Source organism: Anaeromyxobacter sp. SG64 (assembly GCF_022690745.1).
GTDB lineage: Bacteria > Myxococcota > Myxococcia > Myxococcales > Anaeromyxobacteraceae > Anaeromyxobacter > Anaeromyxobacter soli.
The window spans coordinates 15,547-39,441 of sequence record NZ_JALCZB010000041.1 but is presented as its reverse complement, the minus strand read 5'-3'; the positions used below and the strand labels follow the sequence as shown (position 1 = coordinate 39,441).

At 74.1% G+C, this 23,895-nt stretch carries 25 protein-coding genes; 10 read left to right on the top strand and 15 right to left on the bottom strand.

Annotated features, from left to right (window positions below; genetic code table 11):
- The 9 genes from infB to MNZ29_RS13670 form a co-directional block, all read left to right on the top strand.
- Nucleotides 1–2,216 (top strand): translation initiation factor IF-2 (infB, locus tag MNZ29_RS13710; RefSeq protein WP_242355581.1); only part of this gene is annotated, 2,216 nt, incomplete at its 5' end.
- A gap of 187 nt (nucleotides 2,217–2,403) precedes the next feature.
- Nucleotides 2,404–2,835, top strand: coding sequence for a DUF503 domain-containing protein (locus tag MNZ29_RS13705; RefSeq protein ID WP_242338957.1), 432 nt, complete (start codon nucleotides 2,404–2,406; stop codon nucleotides 2,833–2,835).
- Nucleotides 2,832–3,200, top strand: a complete 369-nt coding sequence (gene rbfA, locus MNZ29_RS13700) for a 30S ribosome-binding factor RbfA (RefSeq protein ID WP_242338955.1) — start codon at nucleotides 2,832–2,834, stop codon at nucleotides 3,198–3,200. The genes MNZ29_RS13705 and rbfA overlap by 4 nt, the downstream gene beginning before the upstream one ends.
- On the top strand, nucleotides 3,197–4,156 hold the full coding sequence (truB, locus tag MNZ29_RS13695; RefSeq protein WP_242355579.1) for a tRNA pseudouridine(55) synthase TruB: 960 nt from the start codon (nucleotides 3,197–3,199) through the stop codon (nucleotides 4,154–4,156). Before rbfA ends, truB begins: the two co-directional genes overlap by 4 nt.
- 112 nt (nucleotides 4,157–4,268) lie before the next feature.
- Complete coding sequence (gene rpsO / locus MNZ29_RS13690; RefSeq protein WP_242338951.1) at nucleotides 4,269–4,538, top strand: 30S ribosomal protein S15; 270 nt, start codon at nucleotides 4,269–4,271, stop codon at nucleotides 4,536–4,538.
- Nucleotides 4,539–4,802: 264 nt separating this feature from the next.
- Nucleotides 4,803–6,971: a polyribonucleotide nucleotidyltransferase gene (pnp, locus tag MNZ29_RS13685; protein WP_242338949.1), complete on the top strand. Its 2,169-nt coding sequence runs from the start codon at nucleotides 4,803–4,805 to the stop codon at nucleotides 6,969–6,971.
- A 58-nt stretch (nucleotides 6,972–7,029) separates the two neighbouring features.
- Nucleotides 7,030–7,473, top strand: a complete 444-nt coding sequence (gene dut, locus MNZ29_RS13680) for a dUTP diphosphatase (protein WP_242338947.1) — start codon at nucleotides 7,030–7,032, stop codon at nucleotides 7,471–7,473.
- A 15-nt stretch (nucleotides 7,474–7,488) separates the two neighbouring features.
- Nucleotides 7,489–8,808, top strand: coding sequence for an adenylosuccinate lyase (gene purB, locus MNZ29_RS13675; RefSeq protein ID WP_242338945.1), 1,320 nt, complete (start codon nucleotides 7,489–7,491; stop codon nucleotides 8,806–8,808).
- 9 nt (nucleotides 8,809–8,817) lie between these two features.
- Entirely contained in the window at nucleotides 8,818–9,345 is a 528-nt protein-coding gene (locus MNZ29_RS13670) for a hypothetical protein (protein ID WP_242355577.1), read from the top strand.
- A 334-nt stretch (nucleotides 9,346–9,679) separates the two neighbouring features.
- Here the strand turns inward: MNZ29_RS13670 and MNZ29_RS13665 are convergent, their stop codons facing one another.
- The 3 genes from MNZ29_RS13665 to MNZ29_RS13655 form a co-directional block, all read right to left on the bottom strand.
- Entirely contained in the window at nucleotides 9,680–10,885 is a 1,206-nt protein-coding gene (locus MNZ29_RS13665) for an HNH endonuclease (RefSeq protein WP_242338939.1), read from the bottom strand.
- A gap of 649 nt (nucleotides 10,886–11,534) precedes the next feature.
- A complete protein-coding gene (locus tag MNZ29_RS13660) occupies nucleotides 11,535–12,317 on the bottom strand; it encodes an alpha/beta fold hydrolase (protein ID WP_242355575.1) in 783 nt (260 codons plus the stop codon).
- Between the two features lie 10 nt (nucleotides 12,318–12,327).
- On the bottom strand, nucleotides 12,328–13,290 hold the full coding sequence (locus MNZ29_RS13655; RefSeq protein WP_242355573.1) for a phosphoribosylaminoimidazolesuccinocarboxamide synthase: 963 nt from the start codon (nucleotides 13,288–13,290) through the stop codon (nucleotides 12,328–12,330).
- Nucleotides 13,291–13,343: 53 nt separating this feature from the next.
- On the opposite strand from MNZ29_RS13655, the gene MNZ29_RS13650 reads away from it, so the two are divergent.
- Complete coding sequence (locus tag MNZ29_RS13650) at nucleotides 13,344–14,087, top strand: RNA methyltransferase (protein ID WP_242338934.1); 744 nt, start codon at nucleotides 13,344–13,346, stop codon at nucleotides 14,085–14,087.
- Between the two features lie 13 nt (nucleotides 14,088–14,100).
- Here MNZ29_RS13650 and MNZ29_RS13645 read toward each other — a convergent pair whose 3' ends face one another.
- From MNZ29_RS13645 to MNZ29_RS13585, 12 genes are all read right to left on the bottom strand, one after another.
- On the bottom strand, nucleotides 14,101–14,388 hold the full coding sequence (locus tag MNZ29_RS13645; RefSeq protein WP_242355572.1) for a hypothetical protein: 288 nt from the start codon (nucleotides 14,386–14,388) through the stop codon (nucleotides 14,101–14,103).
- A 39-nt stretch (nucleotides 14,389–14,427) separates the two neighbouring features.
- Nucleotides 14,428–15,543, bottom strand: a complete 1,116-nt coding sequence (locus MNZ29_RS13640) for a S1C family serine protease (RefSeq protein WP_242338930.1) — start codon at nucleotides 15,541–15,543, stop codon at nucleotides 14,428–14,430.
- Nucleotides 15,544–15,664: 121 nt separating this feature from the next.
- Complete coding sequence (locus tag MNZ29_RS13635) at nucleotides 15,665–15,982, bottom strand: hypothetical protein (protein ID WP_242338928.1); 318 nt, start codon at nucleotides 15,980–15,982, stop codon at nucleotides 15,665–15,667.
- A 169-nt stretch (nucleotides 15,983–16,151) separates the two neighbouring features.
- Nucleotides 16,152–16,781, bottom strand: a complete 630-nt coding sequence (locus MNZ29_RS13630) for an HAD family hydrolase (RefSeq protein ID WP_242355570.1) — start codon at nucleotides 16,779–16,781, stop codon at nucleotides 16,152–16,154.
- Entirely contained in the window at nucleotides 16,778–18,298 is a 1,521-nt protein-coding gene (locus MNZ29_RS24500; RefSeq protein WP_277957019.1) for an OmpA family protein, read from the bottom strand. The genes MNZ29_RS13630 and MNZ29_RS24500 overlap by 4 nt, the downstream gene beginning before the upstream one ends.
- A 115-nt stretch (nucleotides 18,299–18,413) precedes the next feature.
- Complete coding sequence (locus MNZ29_RS13615; protein WP_242338923.1) at nucleotides 18,414–19,358, bottom strand: HD-GYP domain-containing protein; 945 nt, start codon at nucleotides 19,356–19,358, stop codon at nucleotides 18,414–18,416.
- Nucleotides 19,355–19,714 (bottom strand): response regulator transcription factor, encoded by a 360-nt coding sequence (locus MNZ29_RS13610; protein ID WP_242338921.1) that lies wholly within the window; start codon nucleotides 19,712–19,714, stop codon nucleotides 19,355–19,357. The genes MNZ29_RS13615 and MNZ29_RS13610 overlap by 4 nt, the downstream gene beginning before the upstream one ends.
- A 28-nt stretch (nucleotides 19,715–19,742) precedes the next feature.
- Nucleotides 19,743–20,396 carry a molybdopterin converting factor subunit 1 gene (gene moaD, locus MNZ29_RS13605; protein ID WP_242338919.1) on the bottom strand — a complete coding sequence of 218 codons (654 nt, stop codon included), beginning with the start codon at nucleotides 20,394–20,396 and terminating at the stop codon, nucleotides 19,743–19,745.
- Between the two features lie 121 nt (nucleotides 20,397–20,517).
- Nucleotides 20,518–21,561, bottom strand: coding sequence for an RIP metalloprotease (locus MNZ29_RS13600; RefSeq protein WP_242338917.1), 1,044 nt, complete (start codon nucleotides 21,559–21,561; stop codon nucleotides 20,518–20,520).
- Nucleotides 21,558–22,112 (bottom strand): AmmeMemoRadiSam system protein A, encoded by a 555-nt coding sequence (gene amrA / locus MNZ29_RS13595; RefSeq protein ID WP_242355568.1) that lies wholly within the window; start codon nucleotides 22,110–22,112, stop codon nucleotides 21,558–21,560. Before amrA ends, MNZ29_RS13600 begins: the two co-directional genes overlap by 4 nt.
- Complete coding sequence (locus MNZ29_RS13590; protein WP_242338914.1) at nucleotides 22,109–22,531, bottom strand: NUDIX hydrolase; 423 nt, start codon at nucleotides 22,529–22,531, stop codon at nucleotides 22,109–22,111. Before MNZ29_RS13590 ends, amrA begins: the two co-directional genes overlap by 4 nt.
- A 59-nt stretch (nucleotides 22,532–22,590) precedes the next feature.
- Nucleotides 22,591–23,787: a hypothetical protein gene (locus MNZ29_RS13585; RefSeq protein WP_242338912.1), complete on the bottom strand. Its 1,197-nt coding sequence runs from the start codon at nucleotides 23,785–23,787 to the stop codon at nucleotides 22,591–22,593.
- Between the last annotated feature and the right edge of the window lie 108 nt (nucleotides 23,788–23,895).

Below are 23,895 nucleotides of genomic sequence, written 5' to 3'. Positions count from 1 at the left end.
CGGGACAGCCCGGCGCCCCCATGGCGGCCGCGCCTCGCGGCGCTCCCGGCCAGCCCTCCCAGCCGGCGAGGCCGCCGGTCGATCCGCGCACGCTGCGCCCCACCTCCACGCAGGCGGTCGTCATCTCGCGGCCGCTCGTGCCGGTGCGGCGCGTGACGCCGCCGACGGGCGCGCGCCAGCAGTTCCCCGCGGCGCCGGGCCCGCGCGCGCTCGGCGAGGTCCGCGAGCTCAAGGTCGTCCCCGGCTCGCTCGGGCGCGAGCGCGAGTTCATCGACGTCTCCCGCGACAAGCGCCGCGGCCGGACCCCGGGACGCCCGGTGTCCGAGGAGCAGGCGAAGAGCCTCTCCGGCAAGGAGCTGCTCCAGGCCGCCATCACCGACCGCGCGTACATCCCGATCCGCGGCAAGAAGAAGAAGCCTACGAAGAAGGGGGCGAAGACGCAGATCACCGAGCGCGCCGAGCACAAGAAGGTCATCCGGGTCGAGGAGTCCATCTCGGTCTCGGAGCTGTCCCAGGCCATGGGCGTGAAGGCGTCCGACCTCATCCGCAAGCTGATGCAGGGCGGCACCATGGCGACCATCAACCAGCAGATCGACGCGGACACCGCGGCGTTCCTCGCCTCGGAGTTCGGGTTCACCCTCGAGAAGAAGGGCTTCGAGGTCGAGGAGTACATCCCCGAGATCGAGGTGGACGAGTCGAAGCTCGTCATCCGCCCGCCGATCGTGACCGTCATGGGCCACGTCGACCACGGCAAGACCTCGCTCCTCGACGCCATCCGCCAGGCGGACGTCGCCGCGGGCGAGGCGGGCGGGATCACCCAGCACATCGGCGCCTACTCGGTGCAGACGCCGCAGGGGCCGATCACCTTCCTCGACACCCCCGGTCACGAGGCGTTCACGGCGATGCGCCAGCGCGGCGCGCAGGTCACCGACCTCGTCGTCCTCGTCGTGGCCGCGGACGACGGCGTGATGCCGCAGACCATCGAGTCGATCAAGGCCGCCAAGGCCGCCGGGGTGACGATCCTCGTCGCCATCAACAAGATCGACAAGCCGGGCGCGTCGCCCGAGCGCGTCATGCAGCAGCTCACCGAGTACGAGCTCGTGGCCGAGCAGTGGGGCGGCACGACCATCATGCTGCCCGTCTCCGCCCGCACGAAGCAGGGCATCCCGGAGCTGCTCGAGTACATCGCGCTGCAGTCCGAGGTGCTCGAGCTCAAGGCCAACCCGGAGAAGCTCGCCTCGGGCCGCGTCATCGAGGCGAAGCTCGAGAAGGGCCGCGGCCCGGTCGCGACCGTGCTCGTCGAGGAGGGCACCCTCCGCGTCGGCGACGCGCTCGTCACCGGCATCCACTACGGCCGCGTCCGCGCGATGATGAACGAGCGCGGCGAGCAGGTGAAGGAGGTCCCGCCGGGCTATCCGGTCGAGGTCCTCGGCCTCTCCGGCGTGCCGATCGCGGGCGACGAGTTCGACGTCGTCGAGGACGAGAAGGCGGCGAAGGAGGTCGCGACTCACCGCGCCGAGAAGCAGCGCCAGAAGGAGCTCGGCACGACCCGCAAGGCGACGCTCGAGGATCTCTTCGCCAAGGCGAAGACGAGCGGCGCGAAGGTCCTGAACGTCGTCATCAAGGCGGACGTGCAGGGCTCCTCCGAGGCCGTGTCGCAGGCGCTCCAGAAGGCCGCCACGAAGAAGGTCGGGGTGAAGGTCCTCGACGCCGGCGTGGGCGCGATCACCGAGTCCGACGTCCTCACGGCGGCGGCCGGCACCGGCATCATCGTCGGGTTCAACACCAAGCCCGAGACGAAGGTCGAGCAGATCGCCAGCCAGCAGGGCGTGAAGATCCTCCTCTTCGACATCATCTACGAGGCGGTGGACAAGATCCGCGAGGAGATGGCCAACCTCCTCGAGCCCATCATCCGCGAGAAGCCGCTCGGCAAGGCGGAGGTGCGGGCGGTCTTCAACATCCCGAAGATCGGCGCCATCGCCGGCTCGGCGGTGACGGAGGGCGTCATCAAGCGGGCGGCGCACGTGCGGGTGCTCCGCGATCGGAAGGTCGTCCACACCGGCAAGATCGGGTCCCTGAAGCGCCTCAAGGACGACGTGCGCGAGGTGCAGTCCGGCTTCGAGTGCGGCATCGGGGTCGAGGGCTTCGGAGACGTGAAGCCGGGCGACATCATCGAGGCGTACGAGCTGGAGGAGATCCGCCCGTCGCTGGATTAGCCCGGGACCTCGGCGCTCGCGGCGGACTGGCCCTCCGTGGCCGGTCCGCCGGCCGTGCCCGACGCAGAGGCCCGAGCCGAGGTCGGGCGCGCGAGGAGCGAGCAGCGCAGCCGTACTGCTTCCGTACGGCGAGCAGCACAGCGACGAGCCCGCCCGAGATCGGCCGGGATCCTGCGTCGGAGCTCACATGTTCGTCGGAGTGTTGAGGCTCACCCTGCACCTCCCCGCGCCGGGGTCGCTCAAGTCGAAGCGGCACCTGGTGCGGTCCGCCATCGACCGGGTGAAGGCGAAGTTCAACGTCTCGATCGCCGAGGTGGGCGAGAACGACCTCTGGCAGCGCAGCGTCATCGGCGTGACCGCCGTGGGGAACGACCACGGGTTCGTCAACGAGACGCTCGACAAGGTCGCCAACTTCGTCGCGTCGATGCACGGCGGCCAGATCCAGCTCACCGCGCGCGACCTCGAGATCGTCGCGTACGGCGATCACCTCGGCCAGGACGGCGGCCGGACGCTGGCCGACGTCGAGGCGGAGCGCGAGGCGGAGGACGAGCAGGACGAGGGCTGGGTCGGCGACGACGCCGAGGGCGGGGAAGAGGACGAGGACGAGGAGACCCGATGAGCACGCACAGCCGGCCCGCACGCGTCGCCGAGGAGTTCCGTCACGGGCTCGCGGACGTGATCGCGCGCGGCCTCAAGGACCCGCGCGTCACGGGGTTCATCACCGTGACCGGCGCGAAGATGTCGCCCGACCTCAGGGAGGTCACGGCCTACGTGTCGATCCACGCCGAGGAGACGGAGCGGGCCCGCACGCTGGAGGGACTCCAGGCGGCCGCGCCGTACCTGCAGCGCGAGGTCTCGCGCGGCCTCCGGCTCCGGCACACGCCGCACCTCCGGTTCGTCTACGACGAGTCGGTCGCGCGCGGCGATCGCATCGAGCGGCTCCTCAAGGAAGCGCGGGACAAGGACTCGCAGCGCGAGCCGTGAGCCGCTCCGGCGTCCTCGTCGTCGACAAGCCGGCTGGGCCGACCAGCTTCGACGTCGTGCAGCGCGTGCGGCGGCTCCTGGGGGCGGCGCGGGCCGGGCACGCCGGCACGCTCGATCCGGCCGCCACCGGCGTCCTCGCGGTGTGCGTCGGGGACGCGGTGAAGCTCCAGCAGTACCTCGCCGACGCCGACAAGGCCTACGAGGCGACGGTCGCGTTCGGCGCCGCGACGGAGACGGAGGACGCGGAGGGGCGGGTGATCGAGACGGGCGATCCGTCCGGGCTCGACGCGGACCGGATCCGCGCGGCGCTCGCGCGCTTCGTCGGCGAGATCGAGCAGGTCCCGCCCATGTACTCCGCCGTCCGCGTCCGCGGCCGCCGGCTCCACGAGGCCGCCCGCGCGGGCGAGTCGGTCGAGCGGGTGCCGCGGCGGGTCCGGGTGGACGCGCTCGAGCTCCTCGCGCTCGACGCGCCGGGCGAGCCGGAGACCCCGCCGGCCGAGGGCGGGCCCGGGCCGCGGGTCCGCCTCGCCCGCCTCGCCGTGCGCTGCGGGAAGGGCACCTACGTGCGGACGCTCGCGGCGGATCTGGGGAGGGCGCTCGGCGTGCCCGCCCACCTCGCCGCGCTCCGCCGCACCGAGGCGAGCGCCTTTCGCGTCGAGGAGGGGATCGCCCTCGCGGAGGCGGAGGCCCTCGGGCGCGACGCGCTCGCCTCGAGGATCATCCCCATGGGGGACGCGCTGCGGGTGGTCCCGCCGGTCGCCGTCGACTGGCACGAGGCGCGTGACCTCGTCCACGGCCGCGCCCTGGAGCGCGACGCGCCCGCCCCGCTCGTCCGCGCCCTGGCGCCGGACGGGCGGCTCGTCGCCATCTGCTCGCTCGGGGAGCGGGGGCTCAGGCCTCAGCGCGTCTTCCTCGGCCCCGGGGACCTCGGCGCGGCCCGCGCCGAGGAACGTTGACTCGTCCGGGCGGATGGCTTAAGACCCCGCTTTCACACGAACGCCCACTGTGGCCCGAGGCGCGCGCCTTCGCCCTCGCTGCGGTGGAGCGAACCCACGAAAGGAAGTCCCTATGGCGCTGGTGCAGGAGCGGAAGCAGGAGCTGGTGACGAAGTACAAGCGGCACGAGAAGGACACCGGCTCGCCCGAGGTTCAGGTGGCCCTCCTCACGGAGCGGATCGCCTACCTCACCGAGCACTTCAAGACGCACAAGAAGGATCACCACAGCCGCCGCGGCCTGCTGAAGCTCGTCGGGCAGCGCCGGCGCCTGCTCGACTACCTCCGCACGATCGACCAGGGTCGCTACAAGACGCTGATCGAGCAGCTCGGCATTCGCAAGTAGGCAGTGGAACCGAAGCGCCTCGGCAATCTCGCCGGGGCGCTCGCGCTTTCCGGCGACGGAGGCGCGGAGCAGGGCAACGCGCCCGCACGGGCCGGGGCCGCGACGAGACCGCGAGGTCGCTTCCGTTTCCGACTGGGCCGCCTCTCCACGGAGGGGCGGCGGAGTGAGGAACAGAGGCACCTCCCGATCCCGGCGGCGGCAGCGGCGCGCGCGGGACAACGCGGCGACGGACGCCAGGCGTCCTCGCGCGCAAGGAAGGTGCACATGAATCCGATCCAGAAGACCGCCCGCGTGGGCGACCGCGAGATCCTGCTCGAGACGGGCAAGGTCGCGAAGCAGGCGCACGGCGCCGTGTGGGTCCGCATGGGCGACTCGATCGTGCTCGTCACGGTCGTCTCCGCCGCGGAGAAGAAGGAGGGCATCGACTTCTTCCCCCTCACCGTCGACTACCAGGAGAAGCTCTTCGCCGCGGGGCGCATCCCCGGCAGCTTCTTCCGCCGCGAAGGGCGCCTGACGGAGAAGGAGACCCTCACCTCCCGCGTCGTCGACCGCTCCTGCCGGCCCCTGTTCCCCGAGGGCTACGGCAACGAGACGCAGATCATCGCGACGGTCATCTCGTTCGACCAGGAGAACGACACCGACGTCCTCGCGCTCACCGGCGCGTCCGCGGCGCTGCAGGTCTCCGACGTCCCGTTCAACGGCCCCATCGCCGGCGTCCGCGTCGGCCGCGTCGCCGGCCAGCTCGTCGCGAACCCCACGCTCGCCCAGCGCGCCGAGGCGGACCTCGACATCCTCATGGCCGCCTCGCGCGACGCGATCGTGATGGTGGAGGGCGGTGCGAAGGAGGTCTCGGAGCAGGTGATGGTGGACGCGCTCCTCTTCGGCCAGGCGGCCGTGAAGGAGCTGCTCGAGGCGCAGGAGGCCCTCGCGAAGGCGGCCGGCGACAAGCCGAAGCGCGCGTTCGAGCCGCCGAAGAGCGACGCCGCGCTGAAGGAGAAGGTCAAGGCGCTCACCTGGGAGAAGGTGAAGGAGGCCTACGCGCGCGACGAGAAGCACGACCGCTACGGCCGGCTCTCCGAGATCAAGAAGGAGCTCCTCCAGGCCCTCAAGGACGAGGCGGCCGGCGACGCGCAGAAGCTCGCCGCCGTCACGACCCGCGAGAAGGAGATCAAGGGCTACTACGAGGACGTGAAGTACGAGTACATGCGGAAGATGATCACCGACGAGCGCCGTCGCATCGGCGGCCGCGGTGAGGCGGACATCCGCAAGATCTGGTCCGAGGTGGGGCTCCTCCCCCGCGTGCACGGCTCGGCGCTCTTCACGCGAGGTGAGACGCAGGCGCTCGTCGCGACCACCCTCGGCACCGCCGAGGACGAGCAGCGCGTGGAGATGCTCACCGGGATGCACTTCCGGAAGTTCATGCTGCACTACAACTTCCCGCCGTTCTCGGTCGGCGAGGCGAAGTTCCTGCGCGGCCCGGGCCGGCGCGAGATCGGTCACGGCGCCCTCGCCGAGCGCGCGCTGCGCCAGGTGATGCCGGCCGAGGACAAGTTCCCGTACACGGTCCGCATCGTCTCCGACATCATGGAGTCGAACGGCTCGTCCTCGATGGCCTCGGTCTGCGGCGGCTGCCTGTCGCTCATGGACGCGGGCGTGCCCATCAAGGCGCCGGTCGCCGGCATCGCGATGGGGCTCATCAAGGAGGGCGAGAAGATCGCCATCCTCTCGGACATCCTCGGCGACGAGGATCACCTCGGCGACATGGACTTCAAGGTCTGCGGCACCGCCGAGGGCATCACGTCGATCCAGATGGACATCAAGATCGGCGGCGTGACCCGCGAGATCCTCGAGCGCGCGCTGGCGCAGGCGGCCGACGGGCGCAAGCACATCCTCGGCGAGATGGCGAAGGCGCTCTCCAAGCCGCGCGAGTCGATCAGCGCCTACGCGCCGCGCATCACGACCATCAAGATCCGGCCGGAGCGCATCAAGGACATCATCGGCCCCGGCGGCAAGACCATCAAGGACATCACCGCCCGCACCGGCACCTCGATCAACATCGAGGACGACGGCTCGGTGTCGATCGCGAGCCCGAGCCAGGACAAGGTCGAGGCGGCGATCAAAATGATCCGCTCGCTCACGCAGGAGGCGGAGGTCGGCAAGACCTACCTCGGCACGGTCCGCAAGATCGCCGAGTTCGGCGCCTTCGTGGAGCTGTTCCCGGGCACCGACGGCCTCATCCACATCTCCGAGCTCTCGGACAAGCGGGTGAAGAGCGTCTCCGACGTCCTCTCCGAGGGCGAGGAGGTGCTCGTGAAGGTCATCTCCGTCGACCGGGCGGGGAAGATCCGGCTCTCGCGCAAGGAGGCGCTCGCGGAGGCCGCCGGCAAGAAGCCCGAGGGCGCCGCCGAGACCAAGGGCGAGCCCGCCAAGTAGGGCGTGACGTACCGCGCGCCGGGGCCCCTCGGGCCCCGCGCCCGCGGGGGAGAGGCCGATGCCGGTGACGGTGAAGGTGCGGCGCGTGGGCCAGCGCGGTCCGCCGCTCGAGCTGCCCCGCTACGAGACCGACGGCGCCGCGGGGCTCGACCTGCGCGCCGACGAGCCGGTCGCGCTCGCCCCCGGCGAGCGGCGGCTCGTCCCCACCGGCCTCGCCCTCGAGATCCCGCCCGGCCACGAGGGCCAGGTGCGCCCGCGCTCCGGGCTCGCCGTGCGCCACGGCGTGGGGATGGTGAACGCGCCGGGCACCATCGACTCCGACTATCGCGGCGAGGTGTGCGTCGTGCTCGTGAACCACGGGCAGGCGCCCGTCGCGTTCGCGCGCGGCGATCGCATCGCCCAGCTCGTCATCGCGCCCGTCGTCCGGGCCGAGCTCGTGGTGGCCGGGGAGCTCTCCGGCAGCGGGCGCGGCGACGGCGGCTTCGGCTCGACCGGCCAGTGATCCCGAGGTGACCCCATGATCCCGCGCTACACCCGGCCCGAGATGGGCCGCATCTGGACCTCCGAGCGGCGCTACCGCATCTGGCTCGACGTCGAGCTCGCCGCCTGCGAGGCGATGGTCCGCCTCGGCCAGGTCCCGCCCGAGGACTACGAGGCGCTGCGCCGCGCGTTCGAGGGCTTCGAGTTCACCGCGGCGGACGTGGCCCGCATCGAGGAGATCGAGCGGACCGTCAAGCACGACGTCATCGCCTTCCTCACCTTCGTCGAGGAGCGGGGCGGCCCCGCCGCGCGCCACCTGCACAAGGGGATGACCTCCTCCGACGTGCTCGACACGACGCTCGCGGTCCAGCTCCAGGAGGCGACCGGGCTCCTCCTCGCCGGCGTGGACCGGGTGATGGCGGCGGTGAAGCGGCGCGCCCACGAGCACGCGCGCACGCCGATGATGGGCCGCAGCCACGGCATCCACGCCGAGCCCGTCACCTTCGGCCTGAAGCTCGCCGGCTGGTACGACGCCTGGAGCCGCCGCCGCGAGGCGATCGCGCGCGCCGGCAGGACCGTGGCGGTGGGCAAGATCTCCGGCGCCGTCGGTACGTTCGCGAACGTCGATCCGCGCGTCGAGGCGTTCGTGATGGAGCGGCTCGGCCTCGCCGGCGGCGAGGGCGCGGCCACGCAGGTCGTGAACCGCGACCGCCACGCCGAGCTCTTCACCGCCCTCGCGGTGGCGGGCGGGACCCTCGAGCAGCACGCGACGGAGGTCCGCCACCTGCAGCGCACGGAGGTGCGCGAGGCGGAGGAGCCGTTCACGGCGGGCCAGAAGGGCTCGTCGGCGATGCCGCACAAGCGCAACCCCATCCTCTCCGAGAACCTCACCGGCATCGCGCGCCTGCTCCGCTCCTACGCGCTCGCCGCCCTCGAGGACGTCGCGCTCTGGCACGAGCGCGACATCAGCCACTCGTCCGTCGAGCGGGTGATCGCTCCCGACGCCACCATCGCCCTCGACTTCGCGCTGCACCGCTTCGCCGGGATGATCGAGAACCTGCGCGTGTACCCCGAGCGGATGAAGGAGAACCTGGAGCTCACGGGCGGCCTCTACGAGGCGCAGCGCGTGCTCCTCGCGCTCGTCGGCAAGGGCGTGGCGCGGCAGGAGGGCTACGTCTACGTCCAGCGCAACGCCATGAAGGTCTGGGAGGAGAAGGTCGACTTCCGGACCGCGCTGAAGCGGGATCCGGACGTGAAGCGGGTGCTCTCCGACGAGGAGATCGACGCGTGCTTCGCGCTCGAGTACCACCTGAAGCACGTGGACACGATCTTCCAGCGCGTGTTCGGCGCGCCGTAGCCCGCGGCGATGGTGCGGATCGAGCGGAGCGCCGGCGGGCTGGTCCTCGCGTCTCGCCTCGCGCGGCCGCGCGTGCTCGCCGTCCTCGCCGCCGCGTTCATCCTCGGCGCCGCCGGCCTGCGGGGCGCCGCCCCGCGGGCTGCCCTCGGGCTCGCGGCGGTCGCCGCGCTGGTGGTCCTGCTGGGCGGCCGCTCGGTGCGGGCGACCTTCGCGCGCGGGCGGGTGCGGGTGAGCGGCGCCCCGCCGCTGCGCCGGCAGGACCGCGGGCTCGCCGAGTTCACGGGCGTGCAGATCGAGACGGTCGGCGAGGCGCGCGCGCGCCGCGCGGAGCGGCTCGCGCACGGCTACCGGGAGCGCAGCGGAAGCTCGGCCGCGCCCTCCTGGCTCGTGCCCGCGCCGGCTCCCGGAACGAACGACCACCTCCGCCGCCTCGTCCTCCTGGCGCGCGAGGGCGAGCCGCTGCCGGTGACGACCTGGCTCGCGCCCGAGGACGACCTCGAGCCCGCGCGCGCCGAGGTCGCAGCGCTGTTCATCTAGCGGGGGCTGCGCCCCCGCCCCGACGAGCAGAGCGCGTCGTGTGCAGCCGGCCACACGGGTGACACTCTAGCCCGGCGGATGGGTGACACTGTTCACCGGTCGGCCGAGCGGCGCACCGCGCGCTCCGGGTGGGCATCGACGGGTCGGCGCGCGCGCGCCGGGAACGCTCCGGGCGGAGCACTGCGGGTGGCAGAGCGGTGAGCGTCACCGGGGGGGGCGCAGGGGTTCGGAAGCCCGGAAGTGCCGAGCTGCGAGTCGACGGTCAGCCGCGTGCCCATGCGAACCGGCTCTCCGTTCTGCCCGGAGGTCCGGCCAGCTCCGTGGCGGCCGCGAATCACGACGCCCACATTCCGAGCTGCATGACGGGGCGCAGAGGCGCAACGTCAGCGCGCGCGGGCGGCGTCGGCCCGTCGCTCGCCTCGCGGCGGAAGCGATCCATGTGCTCGCGCCCGAAGGTGCTCTCTGCGTGAAGCAGGTTGTGAGCTCGGCAGGCGAGCCGAAGATTCTCGACCGTGGGCGGTCCCCCGAGGGCGGCGGGCTGGATGTGGTCGAGCTCGAGCTTCCAGCGGCTGTTGCAGCGGCAGCCGTCCGGGCCGACCCAGGCGCAGCGCCCCCCGTCGCGCTTCCACACGGCGCGGCGCACTATCGCCGGGATCGTGGACCTCGCCGCCGACGGCTTGACCGCGGCCATATTCGCCGCTGCCTCATTCGAGGCGGCCTGCTTCGCGCCCTTCGTCTTCCGCTCCGGCGCGACCGCGCCCTTCCGCTTGCCGTGCTTCTCGATGGCGCAGCGGATCGCCTCGCGGAGCACCGCCGCGAGGTCGCCGTCCGGGACCTTGTGCGACAGGAGCGACCGGAGCGTCTCGAGGTCCTCCTTGCAGGCACGGTCGAGGGTGACCCGGAGCGACCAGTGGGTCTCCGAGACGGCGAGGGTCTCGGCCCTTCGCTTCGGCTGCGCGAGGATCGGTGGGGTCGCTGGGAGCGGACCGGTGGTGGGTCCCGGATCGAGAGCCGGCTCCGCGGGGCCGTGCGCCGTCGCCATTTCGGCCCGCTCCGATCCCGAGAGGGGCAGCGCTGCGCTCGCCGCGGCGGGGGCGCGCTCGGCCAGCTTGCGGAGGCCTGCGCACGGAGCGGTGCGCGCCTGGATGGAGGCGACGAGGTGCTCGACCTCGGCCCGGGTCCTGAAGGCTGCGCGAGCGAGGAGGTCGTCCACGTTCTCCTCGGTGAGCACCTGGCCGAGGAGCGCCACGGTGGAAAGGCAAAGGCGCCCATCGCGCAGCGGAGCCTCGAGGACCGGGAAGCGGCGCAGCACGCGCATGGCCTGGATGCGCCGGCCTGCGGCGCCCTCCCGCAGGTGGAGCGCCTCCAGGCAGTAGCTCCAGAGAGACGCATGGCCGGCCTCGACGAAGGCGCGGCGCTGATCGAACTCGTCGAGGTGCAGGAGGAAGTCGACCTGGACGTTCCGTTCCTCTCCGGCGAGCTCGCGCAGGCGGATCGCGAGCGCGTTCGATTCGAGAGAAGCGGGGGCGAGCGCAGACATGGGGGTGCACCTCCAGTACATCCTTCGTAGCACGCGATTTCCGGAGCTCCGGAGACGCTCCAGGTCCGCGTCTGGCCGCCGTTCTCCGGCGCTCCCTCGTCAATGCCCCAAGGCGACCGGCGCGTGCTTCACGCGCGAGAATCGTGCGCGAGAGCGGCCTTTCCGCGCCGCCCGTATGCCCGAGGGCGATCGAGGCGAGAAGGCGTCAATGGGAAATGTTTCACCCGCCGCATCTGGGACGTCTTGCCTCGTCGCGAGAAGAGCCGCGGCACCGGGCGGCACTACCGCTGGCGATAGTTGTCGCCCAAGGTGAATACGGTCGACCTCGAGCTGCGGAAACGCCTTCGAGAAGTCCGCGCGCACCTCGCGCGAAGTCACGCCGTCGCCGCGCCCGGTTCGACACGACGAGACGCTCGCCTGCTCCGCCGCCTTCCCGCGTTCATCGGGGTCGAGCACGAGCGCGTGCGCCGACCCCGTCGATGCTCCGAATCCGTCATGCGCACGGAAGCCGTGGTCGAAACACCCGCCGCTCGTCCGGCGAGTACCCGCACTTGTGACGAATGATGAGGGCTTCGCCCCTCCCGCGCTTCGCGCGGGGCCCCTCCCGCGAAGGGCCGTTCGACTGTGCGACCACCCTCCCGTGCTGCGGCTAGGCTCTGCGACCCCGCCCCGGCGCGCGCGGGCGTGCCACGACGCGGGCGGCGAGCTCCTCGAGGTGCGCGAGGCAGGCGTGCGGGGCGCGCTGAAGGATCATGTGCGGCGCGTCGACCTCGACCACCTCCGCGTCCGGGCGCAGCGAGAGGAGCTCCTCGCCGACGTCGGTGCGGATGAGCCGGTCGCGCCTCGGCGAGAGCACGAGGATGGGCGCGTCGACCTGCAGGAGCGCGTCGCGCACGTCGACGCGGAGCGCCTCCATCGCGCGGAGCGCCATCACCTCGGGCGCCGTGCTCCCCACCGCCGCCTGCACCTCGCGGACGAGCGCGTCGGGCGCGTCCCAGCCGGTCATGAAGTGGCGGACGAGGAGGGCAGGCATCGGCAGGCCGAAGAGCCGGGCGCCGACGAGCCCGCGGATCGGGTGGAGGAGCGGGTGGAGCGGCCGGTGCAGGAACGTCGCGGCGAGCACGAGGCCGGCGAGGCCGCGCGGCCGCTCGGCCGCGAGCCGGATCGCGATGGGACCGGAGAACGACTCCGCCACCAGCAGGAACCGGCCGGGCGGAAGGGTCGCGCGGAGGCGATCGACGAGCGCGTCGTAGCCGAGCGGCGCGTCGGGAGGGAAGGGGACCACCACCGGCGCGATGCGCCGCGGCGCGGCGGCGAGGAGGGGCGCGAAGAGCCGGCCGCTCCCGTCGATGCCCGGGAGGAGGAGGGCGGGCAGGACGGCGCGAGGGCGCCGCGCCTCGCTCGCCACGCGCGTCGTCCGGCCCCGGCTCAAGCGCGGCCGGCTAGCCGAGGTAGCCCTTCGCGCGGAGGTTGCGCTGGATCCGCTCCTCGACCGAGCCCACGTCCGACGCGAACGTCTGGCCGGTGAGCCGCTCGAAGACCTCGATGTACTTCCGCGCCAGCATCACCCGCACGTCGTCGGAGAGCGCCGGGGGCGTGCCGTGGCCGGAGAACCCGTGCTCCTTGATGAGCCACTGCCGGATGTTCTCCTTGTCGAGCATCTCCTGCTCGGCGCCCTTGGCGAAGCGATCCTCGTAGCCGTCGGCGACCCAGTAGCGCGAGCTGTCGGGCGTGTGGATCTCGTCGATGACGACGAGCTTCCCGTCGATGGTGCCCATCTCGTACTTGGTGTCCACGAGGATGAGGCCGCGGCTCCGCGCCCACTCCTGCCCGCGCTGGAAGAGCCGCTCCGCGACGGCGGTCGCCTCGCGCCAGAGGTCCTTCGAGACGAGGCCCTGCGCGAGGATCTCCTGCTCGCTGATGGGCTCGTCGTGCTTGCCGTACTCCGCCTTGGTGGAGGGCGTGATGATGGGCCGATCGAAGCGCTGGTCCTTGCGGAGCCCCTTCGGCCACTCGATCCCGTAGGCGCCCGCCTTGCCGGCCTGGTAGTCGCGCCAGAGCGAGCCCGTGATGTAGCCGCGGATCACGATCTCGATGGGCAGCGGCTTCGCCCGCTTCACGACCATGACGCTCGGGTCGGGCAGGTCGACGACGTGCGTCGGCGCGAGGTCCTTCACCTTCTCGAACCAGAAGGCGGTGAGGCGGGAGAGCACCTCGCCCTTGAACGGGATCGTGCCGAGCACGTGGTCGAACGCGGAGATGCGATCGGTCGTGACCATCACGATCTCGTCGCCGCGGGCGTAGTTGTCGCGCACCTTGCCGCGGTACAGCTCGCCGAGCGCGGGCAGGTCGATCTGGCGGAGGGTGTGGGGGAGCTGAGCGCGGAGCTTGTCGTCCGGGATCATGGGCGGGATGTTATACGTCGCGCCCTCACATGGAACCGGGAAAAGTACGGATCGTGCTTCACCGCCCGCAGAGCGCCGACAACATCGGCGCCGTCGCCCGGGCGATGAAGAACTTCGGCCTGTCGCGCCTCGCGATCGTGGCGCCGCCGTCCTGGGCGGGGCGTCCCCGCAGCGGGGGACCGGGCACCGCCCGGGAGGACGTCCTCGCGCGCGCCCGGCGCCTCGCGCGGCATGCGTCCGACGTCCTCGAGGCCGCCGAGGTCCACGCGGACCTGCGTGGCGCGCTCGGCCCCGCCTCCTGGACCTGCGGCACCACCTCGCGCGCGGTGGAGGGGCGCCCCTTCCTCGATCCCGCGGCCCTCGCCGCGGAGGTCGCCCGGCGGAGCGTCCAGGGTGAGGTCGCGGTCGTGTTCGGGCAGGAGCGGCGCGGGCTCTCCGACGCGGAGCTCGAGCTCTGCCAGGCGGTCTGCTCGATCCCGACCTCGCCGGCGTACGACTCGATGAACCTCGCGCAGTCCGTGGCGGTGCTCGCCTACGAGATCGGCCGGCCGCGGCAGGTCCCCACGCCGCAACCGGCCGCGGCGGAGCCCGCGCGGCACGCGACGGTGGAGGCGCTGTGGGACCGGCTGAAGGCGCTCCTCGGCGCCGCGGGCTACCTGAACCCGCAGAACCCGGAGCACATCCTCGCGGACCTTCGCCGCCTGCTCGCGCGCGCGGAGCCCACGCAGCGCGAGGTGGAGCTCCTCGTCGCGGCGGTTCGCGCGCTCGAGCGGACGTTGCGCGAGCGCGCGCGGTGAAGGAGCCGCCGGGCTAGGCCGAGGCGGCCGCGGCCTGGTTCTTCTTGCGGCTCTTCTTCCAGGCCTCGAAGTGCTCCTGGCAGAGCCCGTGCTCGACGACCTTCTTCTTGCAGTCGGGCTTCGAGCAGGTGTCGTAGCGTCCGGGCCGGCCCTCGAGCTCGCCGCGGCGGAACTGCTTGTAGTGGAAGAAGCAGAGGCCCTTCGCGCGGTAGGCGCGCTTGCAGCCCGCCACCGTGCAGGTCTTGGTGCCGCCGCCCTTCGCGCGAGGCGCGGCCTTCTTCGTCTTGGTCGTCTCGGCCATAGAGGGGCGCTAGATACCCGACCCGAGGTCGGATGGCAACTAGCGACCCTCGCCCGCGACGGCGGCCCGGGCCTGGGCGGCCTTCGCGCGCTCCTGCGCGGGGACCTCGGCGAGCGAGATCCGCAGCGAGCGCTCGGGCCCCTGGCCGCGGCGCGTCCTGACCTCGACCTCCCGGCCCACACCGGCCGTCGACACGTACCAGCGGAGCCTCGAGGGGGTGCGGACGTCGTGCCCCTGGAATCCGGTGATCACGTCGCCGACCTTCACGCCGGCGGCGGCGGCGGGCCCGCCGTTCGCGACCTCGGTCACCACCACGCCGCGGGTCTCGTCTCCGCGCGGGACCTCGCGGACCGCCACGCCGAGCCAGCTCCGCACCACGCGGCCGTGGTCGCGCAGCTGGCCGATGATCTCCTTCGCCATGTTGATGGGCACGGCGAAGCCGATCCCCTGGCCGGTCGCGTTCACCGCCGTGGCGATGCCGATCACCTCGCCGCGCAGGTTCAGCACCGGGCCGCCCGAGTTGCCCGGGTTGATCGACGCGTCGGTCTGGATGAAGTCGTACGTGCCGGGACGGCCGAGCGGCGCGATGTCGGTCCGGCCGGTGTGGCTCACGATCCCGAGCGTCACGGTGTGGTCGAGCCCGAAGGGGCTGCCGATCACGAGCACCCACTCGGCCACGGCGACGTGGTCGGAGTCGCCGAGCGGGACGAACGCCAGCGGCCGCTTCACCTCGATCTTGAGGAGCGCGACGTCGGACTCCGCGTCGACGCCGACCACGCGGGCGGGCACGCGGGGCGTGTCCGAGCCGAAGTCGACCTCGACCCCCTCGGCGCCCTCGACCACATGGGCGTTCGTGACGACCCAGCCGTCGCGGTGGATGACGAAGCCGGAGCCGATCCCCTTGCGCGGGCCCTCGTTCAGCTTCTCGAACAGGTCGCGGAGCTCCTCGTCGTTCGCACCCGGCGGCGGCGCCTGCGTGGTCACCACCCCGACCACCGCGGGGATCGCCGCCTCGGCCAGCCTGGAGAGATCCGGGAGCCCCTGCGCGGCCTGCGGCACCACCTGCGGAGCCTTCGCCTCGGTGTACAGGGGGCGTGCGGCGTCGCCCGGTCCCGCCGCCACCCACGCCGCCGCCACGAGCGCCGCCCAGGACATGACCACCTCACACCCGCGAAGCGCGGGCTCCCGAACAAGGTGGGGACCGCGCCGGAGGCGGCGCAAGGAGGCGAAGCTGGGGGTCGTCCGCGCGTCCGGCGCGCGCGCCGCGGCGCGGCCGCTAGGGGTGGGCCCGGAGCTCGTCCTGGAGGACGCGATCCAGCGCGCGCCGGTCGGCCTCGGTGTGAGCCTCGCTGGGCCGCGTGCGGGACGGTCCCTGCGCGACGCGAGCCTGCGAGCGGGCGGTCGGCCGGCGGTCGGCCGGCGGCTTCGAGCCGAAGTGGCCGGCGAGCTCGTCCCAGCCGCGCTCCACGAAGACCGGGAAGCTCCCGGCGCGGTCCCAGCGTGCCGCGAGCGTGCGGCCGCCGACGGGCACCCAGAGCCACAGCGCCGCGAGCACGGCGCCTGCGAGGACCAGCTTCGCGAGGAGGCGGAGCATGCGAACCGGGTAGCACGGGGGCCGCCGGCGAGCGAGTTTTGGGCGAGCACCCGTGGGGGCGGCTCGCGCGGAGCCCGGTCGATGGGGTCGCGTCACGACGCGCGCGCTGGCGCCGGCGCAGGCCGCCCGCGTGCGCCGCGGCGGCGACGGGATCGAGAGGTCCTTCGCCTCAGCGCAGGTAGGGGGCGAGCTCGGCGGCGTCGTCCACGAGCACGGTCGCGCCCGCCCCGGCGAGCTCCGCGCGCGACCCGAGCCCCCAGGTCACCGCGACGACGGCCACGCCCGCGGCGCGCGCGGTCGCGACGTCGACGCGGCTGTCGCCGACGAACACGGTGTCGGCGGGCGCGGCCCCGACCTCGGCCATGATCTCGAGGGTCCCGGTGGGATCCGGCTTCCGGGGCGCCTCGTCGCCCCCGACGATGGCGACGAAGCGATCGGCGACGCCGAGCCCGGCGAGGATCTTGCGAGCCATCGCGCCCGGCTTGTTCGTGTGGACCGCGAGCGCGCGCCCGGCCGCGGACAGCGCGGCGTCGAGCCCGGGATAGAGCCGCGTCCGGTCGAGGCAGTGCGCCTCGTAGTGCTCGCGCCAGAGGACGAGCGCCGGCTCGAGGAGCTCGTCGTGCGGGGCGATCGCGCGGGCGAGGAGCAGGCGCGCCCCCTCGCCCACGAACCCGCGGATCTCGTCGCTCCTGCGGGCCGGCAGGCCGAGCGCGGCGAGCGCGTGGTTCACCGAGGCCGCGAGGTCGTCGATCGAGTCGACGAGCGTGCCGTCGAGATCCAGGATCGCGAGGCGGGTCAACGCGTCCCCGCACCGCCGTCGAGGATGGTGAACTCCACGCGCCGGTTCTTCGCACGCCCGAGCGCGGTCTTGTTGGAGGCGACCGGGTGGTCCTCGCCGTAGCCCGTCGGCTCGAGCCGCTCGCGCGCGACGCCCTTGCCGGCGAGGTAGCGCGCCACGGTGCGGGCGCGCCGTTCGGAGAGGTCCTTGTTGTACGCGTTCGAGCCCACGTCGTCGGTGTGGCCCTCGACGCGGACGCGGCGGAGCTCCGGGTGCGCCGCGAGGATCCCGCCGATCGCGTCGAGCACGGGGAACGACTGCGACCGCAGGGTGTCGCGCCCGGTGTCGAACTGGATCGCGTCCTTGAGCGAGAGCCGCTCGGTCTCGATCTCGACGAGCGGCTCCTGCTCGCCCACGGGGCAGCCGTCACGCGTCGCCGGGCCGGGCACGGTGGGGCAGCGGTCCTCGCGGTCGGGGATCTCGTCGCCGTCGCGATCGGGGCAGCCGTCGAGCTCGGCCGGGCCCGGCTCCGCGGGGCAGGCGTCGCGCGCGTCGGGGACGCCGTCGCGATCGCGATCCGGCTCGCCGGCGTCGCCCGTCCGCGCCGTGTCGAGGGCGAAGCGGATCCCGCCGAAGACGCGCCACGACTCGCGCCCGTAGCCGGCTGCGCCGAGGCCGGTGCCCCCGCCGAGCTCCACGGCGACGCGATCGGAGAGGAAGGCGCGGAGCCCCGTGCGCGCGGAGAGCGGGGCGCGGTGGCGATCCGTCGAGAGGTCGTTGCCGCGCGGCCAGCCGCCGCCCACCTCGGCGATCGCGCGCCACTGCCGCGCGGCGCCGGGAGCGGTGAGGTCGTAGGACCCGCCGAGGGACCAGGTCGGCCCGTCGTTCACCACGAGCTGCGCCCACTGGCCGCGCTCGCGGAGGACGTAGCCGACCTGGGCGTCGAGCCGCGCGCGGCCGAAGGCGCGGGTGAGCACCACGCCGGGAACGGCCATCGGCCCCTCGCCCGTGAAGGCGGTGCGGTCGCCGGTGGGCGCGCGCAGGTCGAGGAGCGCGGCGACGCCGATCCCGAGCGGCGCGCTCGCCGCCTCGAGCAGGGCGAGCTTCGCGACGAGCCGGACGTCGCCGAGCGCGCTCCGCGCGATGGGGGCGACGAGCGGCCCGGTCACCCCGCGGTCCTGGAGCAGCGAGAGATCCGATCGCTGGTAGAGCGCGACGGGCAGATCGAGGCCGAGCTCGAGCCGACCGAGCGACGCGGCGGCGAGCAGGTGCGCGGAGAGGCGCGAGGCGAGGGCGTCCTCGCGCGCGTCGCCGAGCTGGAGCGCGAGCAGCCCGTCGGTCCAGTCGAGGAGGAGAGCGGCGCCGATCCGCCCGCGCGGCGCGGTCGCCGCGGTCTCGAGCGTGAAGCCGCCGTCGAGCGACAGCGCCGGGCGCGTGGGGTCCGGGTCGAACCCGCGGGCAGTGGGGTCGTCGGCCGGGGCCGCCGGGACGGCAGCGAGGAGCGCTGCGAGCGCCAGGACAGGTCGGACGGTGCGCATCCGGCGAGCTTAGGCGAACCGTGCGAGGAGGCAAGCCGACGTCCGCCCACATGCGCGCCCGCAGAGCGCACAGCGCCCCCGGACCTCGCTCGCTCCGGCGCGCGGCGTCGTCGCCTCAGGCGGCGGACGGCGCGCGCGCGGCGGCGGCCCGGCGGCGCAGGACCGCGACGAGCGCGTCGTGCACGGCGGGGTCGATCTGCGTCCCGCGAAGCTCGGCGAGGAGCGGGAGCGCGTCTCCCTCCGCGAGCCCGGACTGGTACGGACGGGTCGTCGTGCAGGCGTCCCAGGTGTCGGCGGCGTTCACGATGCGGGCGACGAGCGGGATCTCCTCGCCGCGCAGGCGGTCCGGGTAGCCGTCGCCGTCCCAGCGCTCGTGGTGTCCGCGGATGGCGGGCACGGCGCTGCGCAGGAACTCGACGCCGGCCACGATCTCGGCGCCGGTCACGGGGTGGACCTCCACGAGCGCGCGCTCCTCGGGCGTGAGCGGCGAGCGCTTCGCGAGGATCGCGTCGGGCACGCCGATCTTGCCGATGTCGTGCAGGATCCCGCCGTACACGAGGGCGGCGACCGTCTCCCGCGGCAGGCCCAGCTCGCGGCCGATCTCGGCGGCGAGCTCGGCCACGCGCTCGGAGTGACCGCGCGTGTAGGGGTCCTTCGCGTCGATGGCGGAGGCGAGGCTCCGCAGGGTGTCGAGGTAGCCCGCCTCGAGGTCGTGGATGAGCCGGCGGTTCTCGGCGTCGTAGCGCGCGAGCTCCCGCGACATGTGGTTGAAGCCGAGGGCGAGGTCGCCGATCTCGTTGTGCGCGCGGACCGCGACCTCGCGCCCGAAGCGGCCGCGCGCGATCTCGAGCGCGCCGCGGACGCACTCGGCGATGGGCCGGGTGACGCTCCGCGCGACGAGGGCCGAGAGCACGGCCGCGACCACGAGGGCGCCGGCGGACGTGGCGACGCTCGCGGCGTCGAGCTGTGCGTGACCGCGGGCGAGGAGCCCCACGACGAGGGAGGCGGGCGCGGCGGCCGCGCACGCGACGAGGAGCAGGAGGGTGCGCTGGAGCCTCATGCGGTGGCCGTGGCGCGGGCGAGCGCCCGCGCCAGGCTCCGGCGGGAGACGGGCTTCTCGAGCACCACGGCCACCAGGTCGGCCCCCTCGAGCCCGCGCGCGCTGCCGTCCGTCACGGCGGTGAGGAGCACGGCCGGCGCCGCCACGCCCGCGGCCCGCATGGCGCGGAGCGCGTCGAGGCCGGAGAGGCGCGGCATGAGGAGGTCGAGCACGAGCACGTCCGGGCGCTCGCGCGCGGAGAGCGCCACCGCCTCCACGCCGTCCGTCGCGGCGACCACCGCGTGGCCGAGCTCGGCGAGGAGATCGGAGACGAGCGCGCGGATGAGCCCGTCGTCGTCGGCGATGAGGACCTTCACGGGCGGGGGAGGATAGCACGGGCGGGCATCACGGCCCGAGGCCCACCCACACCGACCCGTCGTCGTACACCTCGCGCTTCCAGATCGGCACGTCCTGCTTCAGCCGCTCGATGCAGGCCTCGCAGGCGCGGAACGCCGGCGTGCGGTGCGCGGCGGCGCAGGCGATGACCACCGCCGCCTCTCCCGGCGCGAGGGCCCCCACGCGGTGCACGATGGCGACCTCGACGCCGTGCGCGCGCGCCACCTCGGCGCCGATCTCCGCGAGCTTCCGCTCCGCCATGGGCGCGTACGCCTCGTACTCGAGCCGGACCACCCGCTTGCCGTGCGACTCGCCGCGCACCGCGCCGGTGAACGTGACGACGCCGCCGCGGCCCGGGCCCGAGACGGCGTCCACCACCTCGGCGAGCGTGAGCGGCCGGTCCACCACCTGGAAGCGCGGCGCGCCGCCCGAGACGGGGGGCACGATGGCGACCTCCGCCCCGTCGCGCAGCGGCGCGTCGTCCGGGGCGAACTCCTGGTCCACCGCGATCCGGCAGCGCGGCAGGATGCGGGCGAGGGCCGGGTGGGCGGCCTCGAGCGCCCGGCGCAGCTCCGCGACGGAGGCGGGCGCACGCTCGAGCGTCTCGCGGGAGGCGCCGGCCGCCTCGCGGGCGCCGGCGAAGTAGAGGATCTGGATCGCCATCGGGTCTAACCTAAAGCACGGTTCGCGGTCCGCGATCACCTTCGAGGCCGCGCGCCGCGCCGCCGGTCGGGGCCGCGCGCCGGCCGGCCGTCCCGGGCAAGAGCCCGGTCTAGGGCCGCCTTCACCGGCCGAGGAGCCGCGCCAGGTCGCCGAAGACGGTCACGGCGATGATGAGGACGAGGAGCGCCACGAAGCCGGCGAGGTGGACGTAGCTCTCGACCTTCTCGTTCACGCGCCGCCGCGTGATCATCTCCCACGCCAGGAACACCAGCCGGCCGCCGTCGAGCGCGGGGAGGGGCAGGAGGTTCAGGATCGCGAGGACGATCGAGATGGTCCAGACGAGGGCGAGGAAGGGCTCGGCGCCCTGCCGCGCGCCGCGGACGAGCTCCTGCGCGATGCCGACCGGCCCGGAGAGCTCCGCGCGCTGCTTGCCGGAGAACATGCTCCCGAACGCGGCGAGCTGCGCGCCCGCGGCGGCGTTCGTCCGGCGGAGGCCCTCCACGAGCGCGCCCGCGGGGCCGCGCCGCACCGCGACCTGCGCCTGCGCGAACCCGACGCGGCCCACGCCCCCGTCGTCGCGCGGCGTGATGGGCAGCGAGCGCCGCTCGCCGCCGCGCTCGAGCTCGAGCACGATCGGCTCGCCGGGGTGGCGCTGCAGCTCGGCCACGAGCGCGCGGAACGAGTCGACCGGGGCGCCCGCGACGGAGAGGATACGGTCGCCGGGCTCGAGGCCCGCCACGGCCGCCGGCATGCCCGGCATGAGCGCGCCGACGCGCGGCGCCGGGTCGGGGGCGCGGAGGCCGATGGTCGCGAGGAGCGCCGCCGCGACGACCACCGCCGTGACGTAGTTCGCCGCGGGGCCGGCGACGATGACGAGGAAGCGCCGCCAGGCGGCCTGGTTCGCGTAGGCGGTGGGGTCGTCCGGCGCGACGTCGTCGCCGGGTGACATCCCGGCGATGCGCACGTACCCGCCGAGCGGCAGGGCGGAGATGGCGAACTCCGTCTCGCCACGCCGGAACGACGCCACGACCGGCCCGAAGCCGACGCTGAAGCGCTCGACGCGCATGCCCGATCGGCGCGCGGCGAAGAAGTGCCCGGCCTCGTGCAGGATGATGAGGAGCGACACCGCCAGGACCGCGGCGGCGATGGCGAGGACGGTGCTCACGATTCCGCTCCCTCGCCGAACTCGTCGGCCTCGAACACCTCGACCTCCGTCTCGGGCTCCTGCCACGCGCGCGCGGGGAGCCCGGCCTTGAGACAGCAGCGGGAGAGGAACGTCTCCGCGTCCCAGCCCTGCTCGAGCGCCACCTTGGGCAGGAGCGCGCCGCGATGCCAGCCTCGCCGGACGAGGACCCCGTGCGTGCCCACCTTCACGGCCCGCCGGTCGTCGAGCCGGTGGGGCGGGGTGAGGACGGACACCGCCACGCGCAGCTCGGCGATCTCGTCGGGGCGCAGGGGCGGGAAGCGCGGGTCCTCCTTCGCGGCGGAGACCGCCATGCGCGCGACCGTCGCGGCGAGCGAGCCCTCCGGGCGGAACGTGCCGACGCACCCGCGCAGCGCGTCGCCGACGTGGAGGGTGACGAACGCGCCGCGCGCCTCGGCGAGCGATCCCGAGGCGGGGAGCGCGGGGGCCGGGGCGACGCCGAGGTGGCCGAGGATCGAGCCGCGGGCGATGCCGAGGAGCGCCGCGCGCTCCGTGGGGGAGAGCTCGCTCATGGACGCCGCCGCGCGCCGGTGAGCAGGTAGGTGCGCGCGTCGCGCAGGATCTCCGCGTGGTCGAAGGCGAGCGGAGCGGGGAGCGCGTCCCAGGGGAAGGCGCGCGCCTCCTCCGCGTCGTCGGCGCCGGCGGGGTCGCCCGAGGCGCGCCCGAGGAACACCGCGCTCACCGTGTGGCGGCGCGGATCGCGGCGCGGGTCGGAGTAGACGTAGAGGAGCTCCTCGAGCCGGACCTCGAGCCCGGTCTCCTCGCGAGCCTCGCGGATCGCCGCCGCCTCGAGCGTCTCGCCCACGTCCACGAAGCCGCCGGGCAGCGCCCAGCCGGGCGGCGGGAACTTGCGGCGGACGAGGACGACACGATCGCCGGGGAGGAGGACGACCACGTCCACCGTCGGCGAGGGGCTCTGGTGCTCCGGCATGGGCGAGACCTAGCGCGAGGGCGGGCGGGGGGTCAAATCGTGAAGGGCCAGGGCGGCGCTCACCGGGGCGTGACGATGAGGGGCGGCGCGCCGGGAGAGGGCGGGGCGCCTGCCGGCTCGCCGGGCCCCGGCGCGAGCGGGAACGCCTTCTCCACGAGGAGCCGCGCGAACGGCACCGCGTGCGGTGGCGCCCCCGCGACGAGCGCCCGGGCGGTCGCCGCGGCGGAGCGGGCGTGGGCGACGTCCCCCCGCGCCTCGAGGTGCTCGGCGACGGCGAGCAGGCGGCTCGCGTGCCGGCGGCGCCGCCCCTCGTCGAAGTAGGCGTCCACGGCGTCCGCCACCACGCGCGCCATCTGCTCGGCGCGCTGCCGGTCGTCGATGTACAGCGGCGACACGCCGACCTCGTCGAGCTTCGCGGCGACCTCGCGCAGGTAGCCCTCGTCGGCGAGCCAGCCGCGGAGGAGCGGCAGGTCGTGGAGCTTCGCCGAGGCGGCCACCGCCTCGCGCTCCTCCTCGTCGGCGAGGGGTGGGAACCGCGCCGCGGGGTCGGCGAGCGGCGCGGCCGGGCCGAGCTGCGCGAGCCACAGGTCCGCGCCCTCCGGCACGCGCTGCCCGCTCGCGTCGTTCAGCGCCCGCGCCGCGGCGACGAGAGAGCGGGCCCGCGCGCGGTCGATCTCGCCGACGCCCATGGCCGCGCCGCGCTCCACGAGCCCCTTCGCGAACGCCCGCCACTCCTTGCGTCCGAGGAGCCCGACCTGGAGCTCGACGAGCCCGCGCACGTCGGACACGACCGCCTGCGCGACCTCGATGCCCTTGCCCGGCACGTTCCGGGGGAGCCACACCGCGCGCTCTCCCTGCCCGTCGATCGCCGAGGCGTAGACGGGCAGCGGCGGCTCGGCGGGCGCGGCGGGGGCCACCGCGGGGGCGCGCGGCGGCTCGGGCACCGCGACGCCTCGCGAGCGCAGGACGTGCAGGCTGCGCTTCGCCTCCTTCGCGACCTCCTTCCCCGAGTGACCGGCGAGCGCCGCGAGCACGTCGGCGCGCCCGGCGACGAGCGACGCGCGGCAGAGCGCCGCGGCGAGCGGAGGCGGCAGGGTCGCGATCTCCTCCGGCTTCGCGCGGGAGAGGCCGAGGAGGAGCCGCGAGGCGCGGCCGGCCTCCTCGCGCGGCACGCCGGCGAGCGTGGCGATCTCCTGGCTCTCCACGTTGGGATCCCGGAGGAGCGCGAGCAGCCGGTCGACGTCGAGGGTCGTCATCGAGGGCAATGTAGCGGCGGGTCCGGGGGCGATCCACCTCGTGTCCTGCCCCGGGCGAGTGCGCCGCGGGCGGCCGCGCCCTCCTGCCGCGATCGGCCTTCCGCGTTG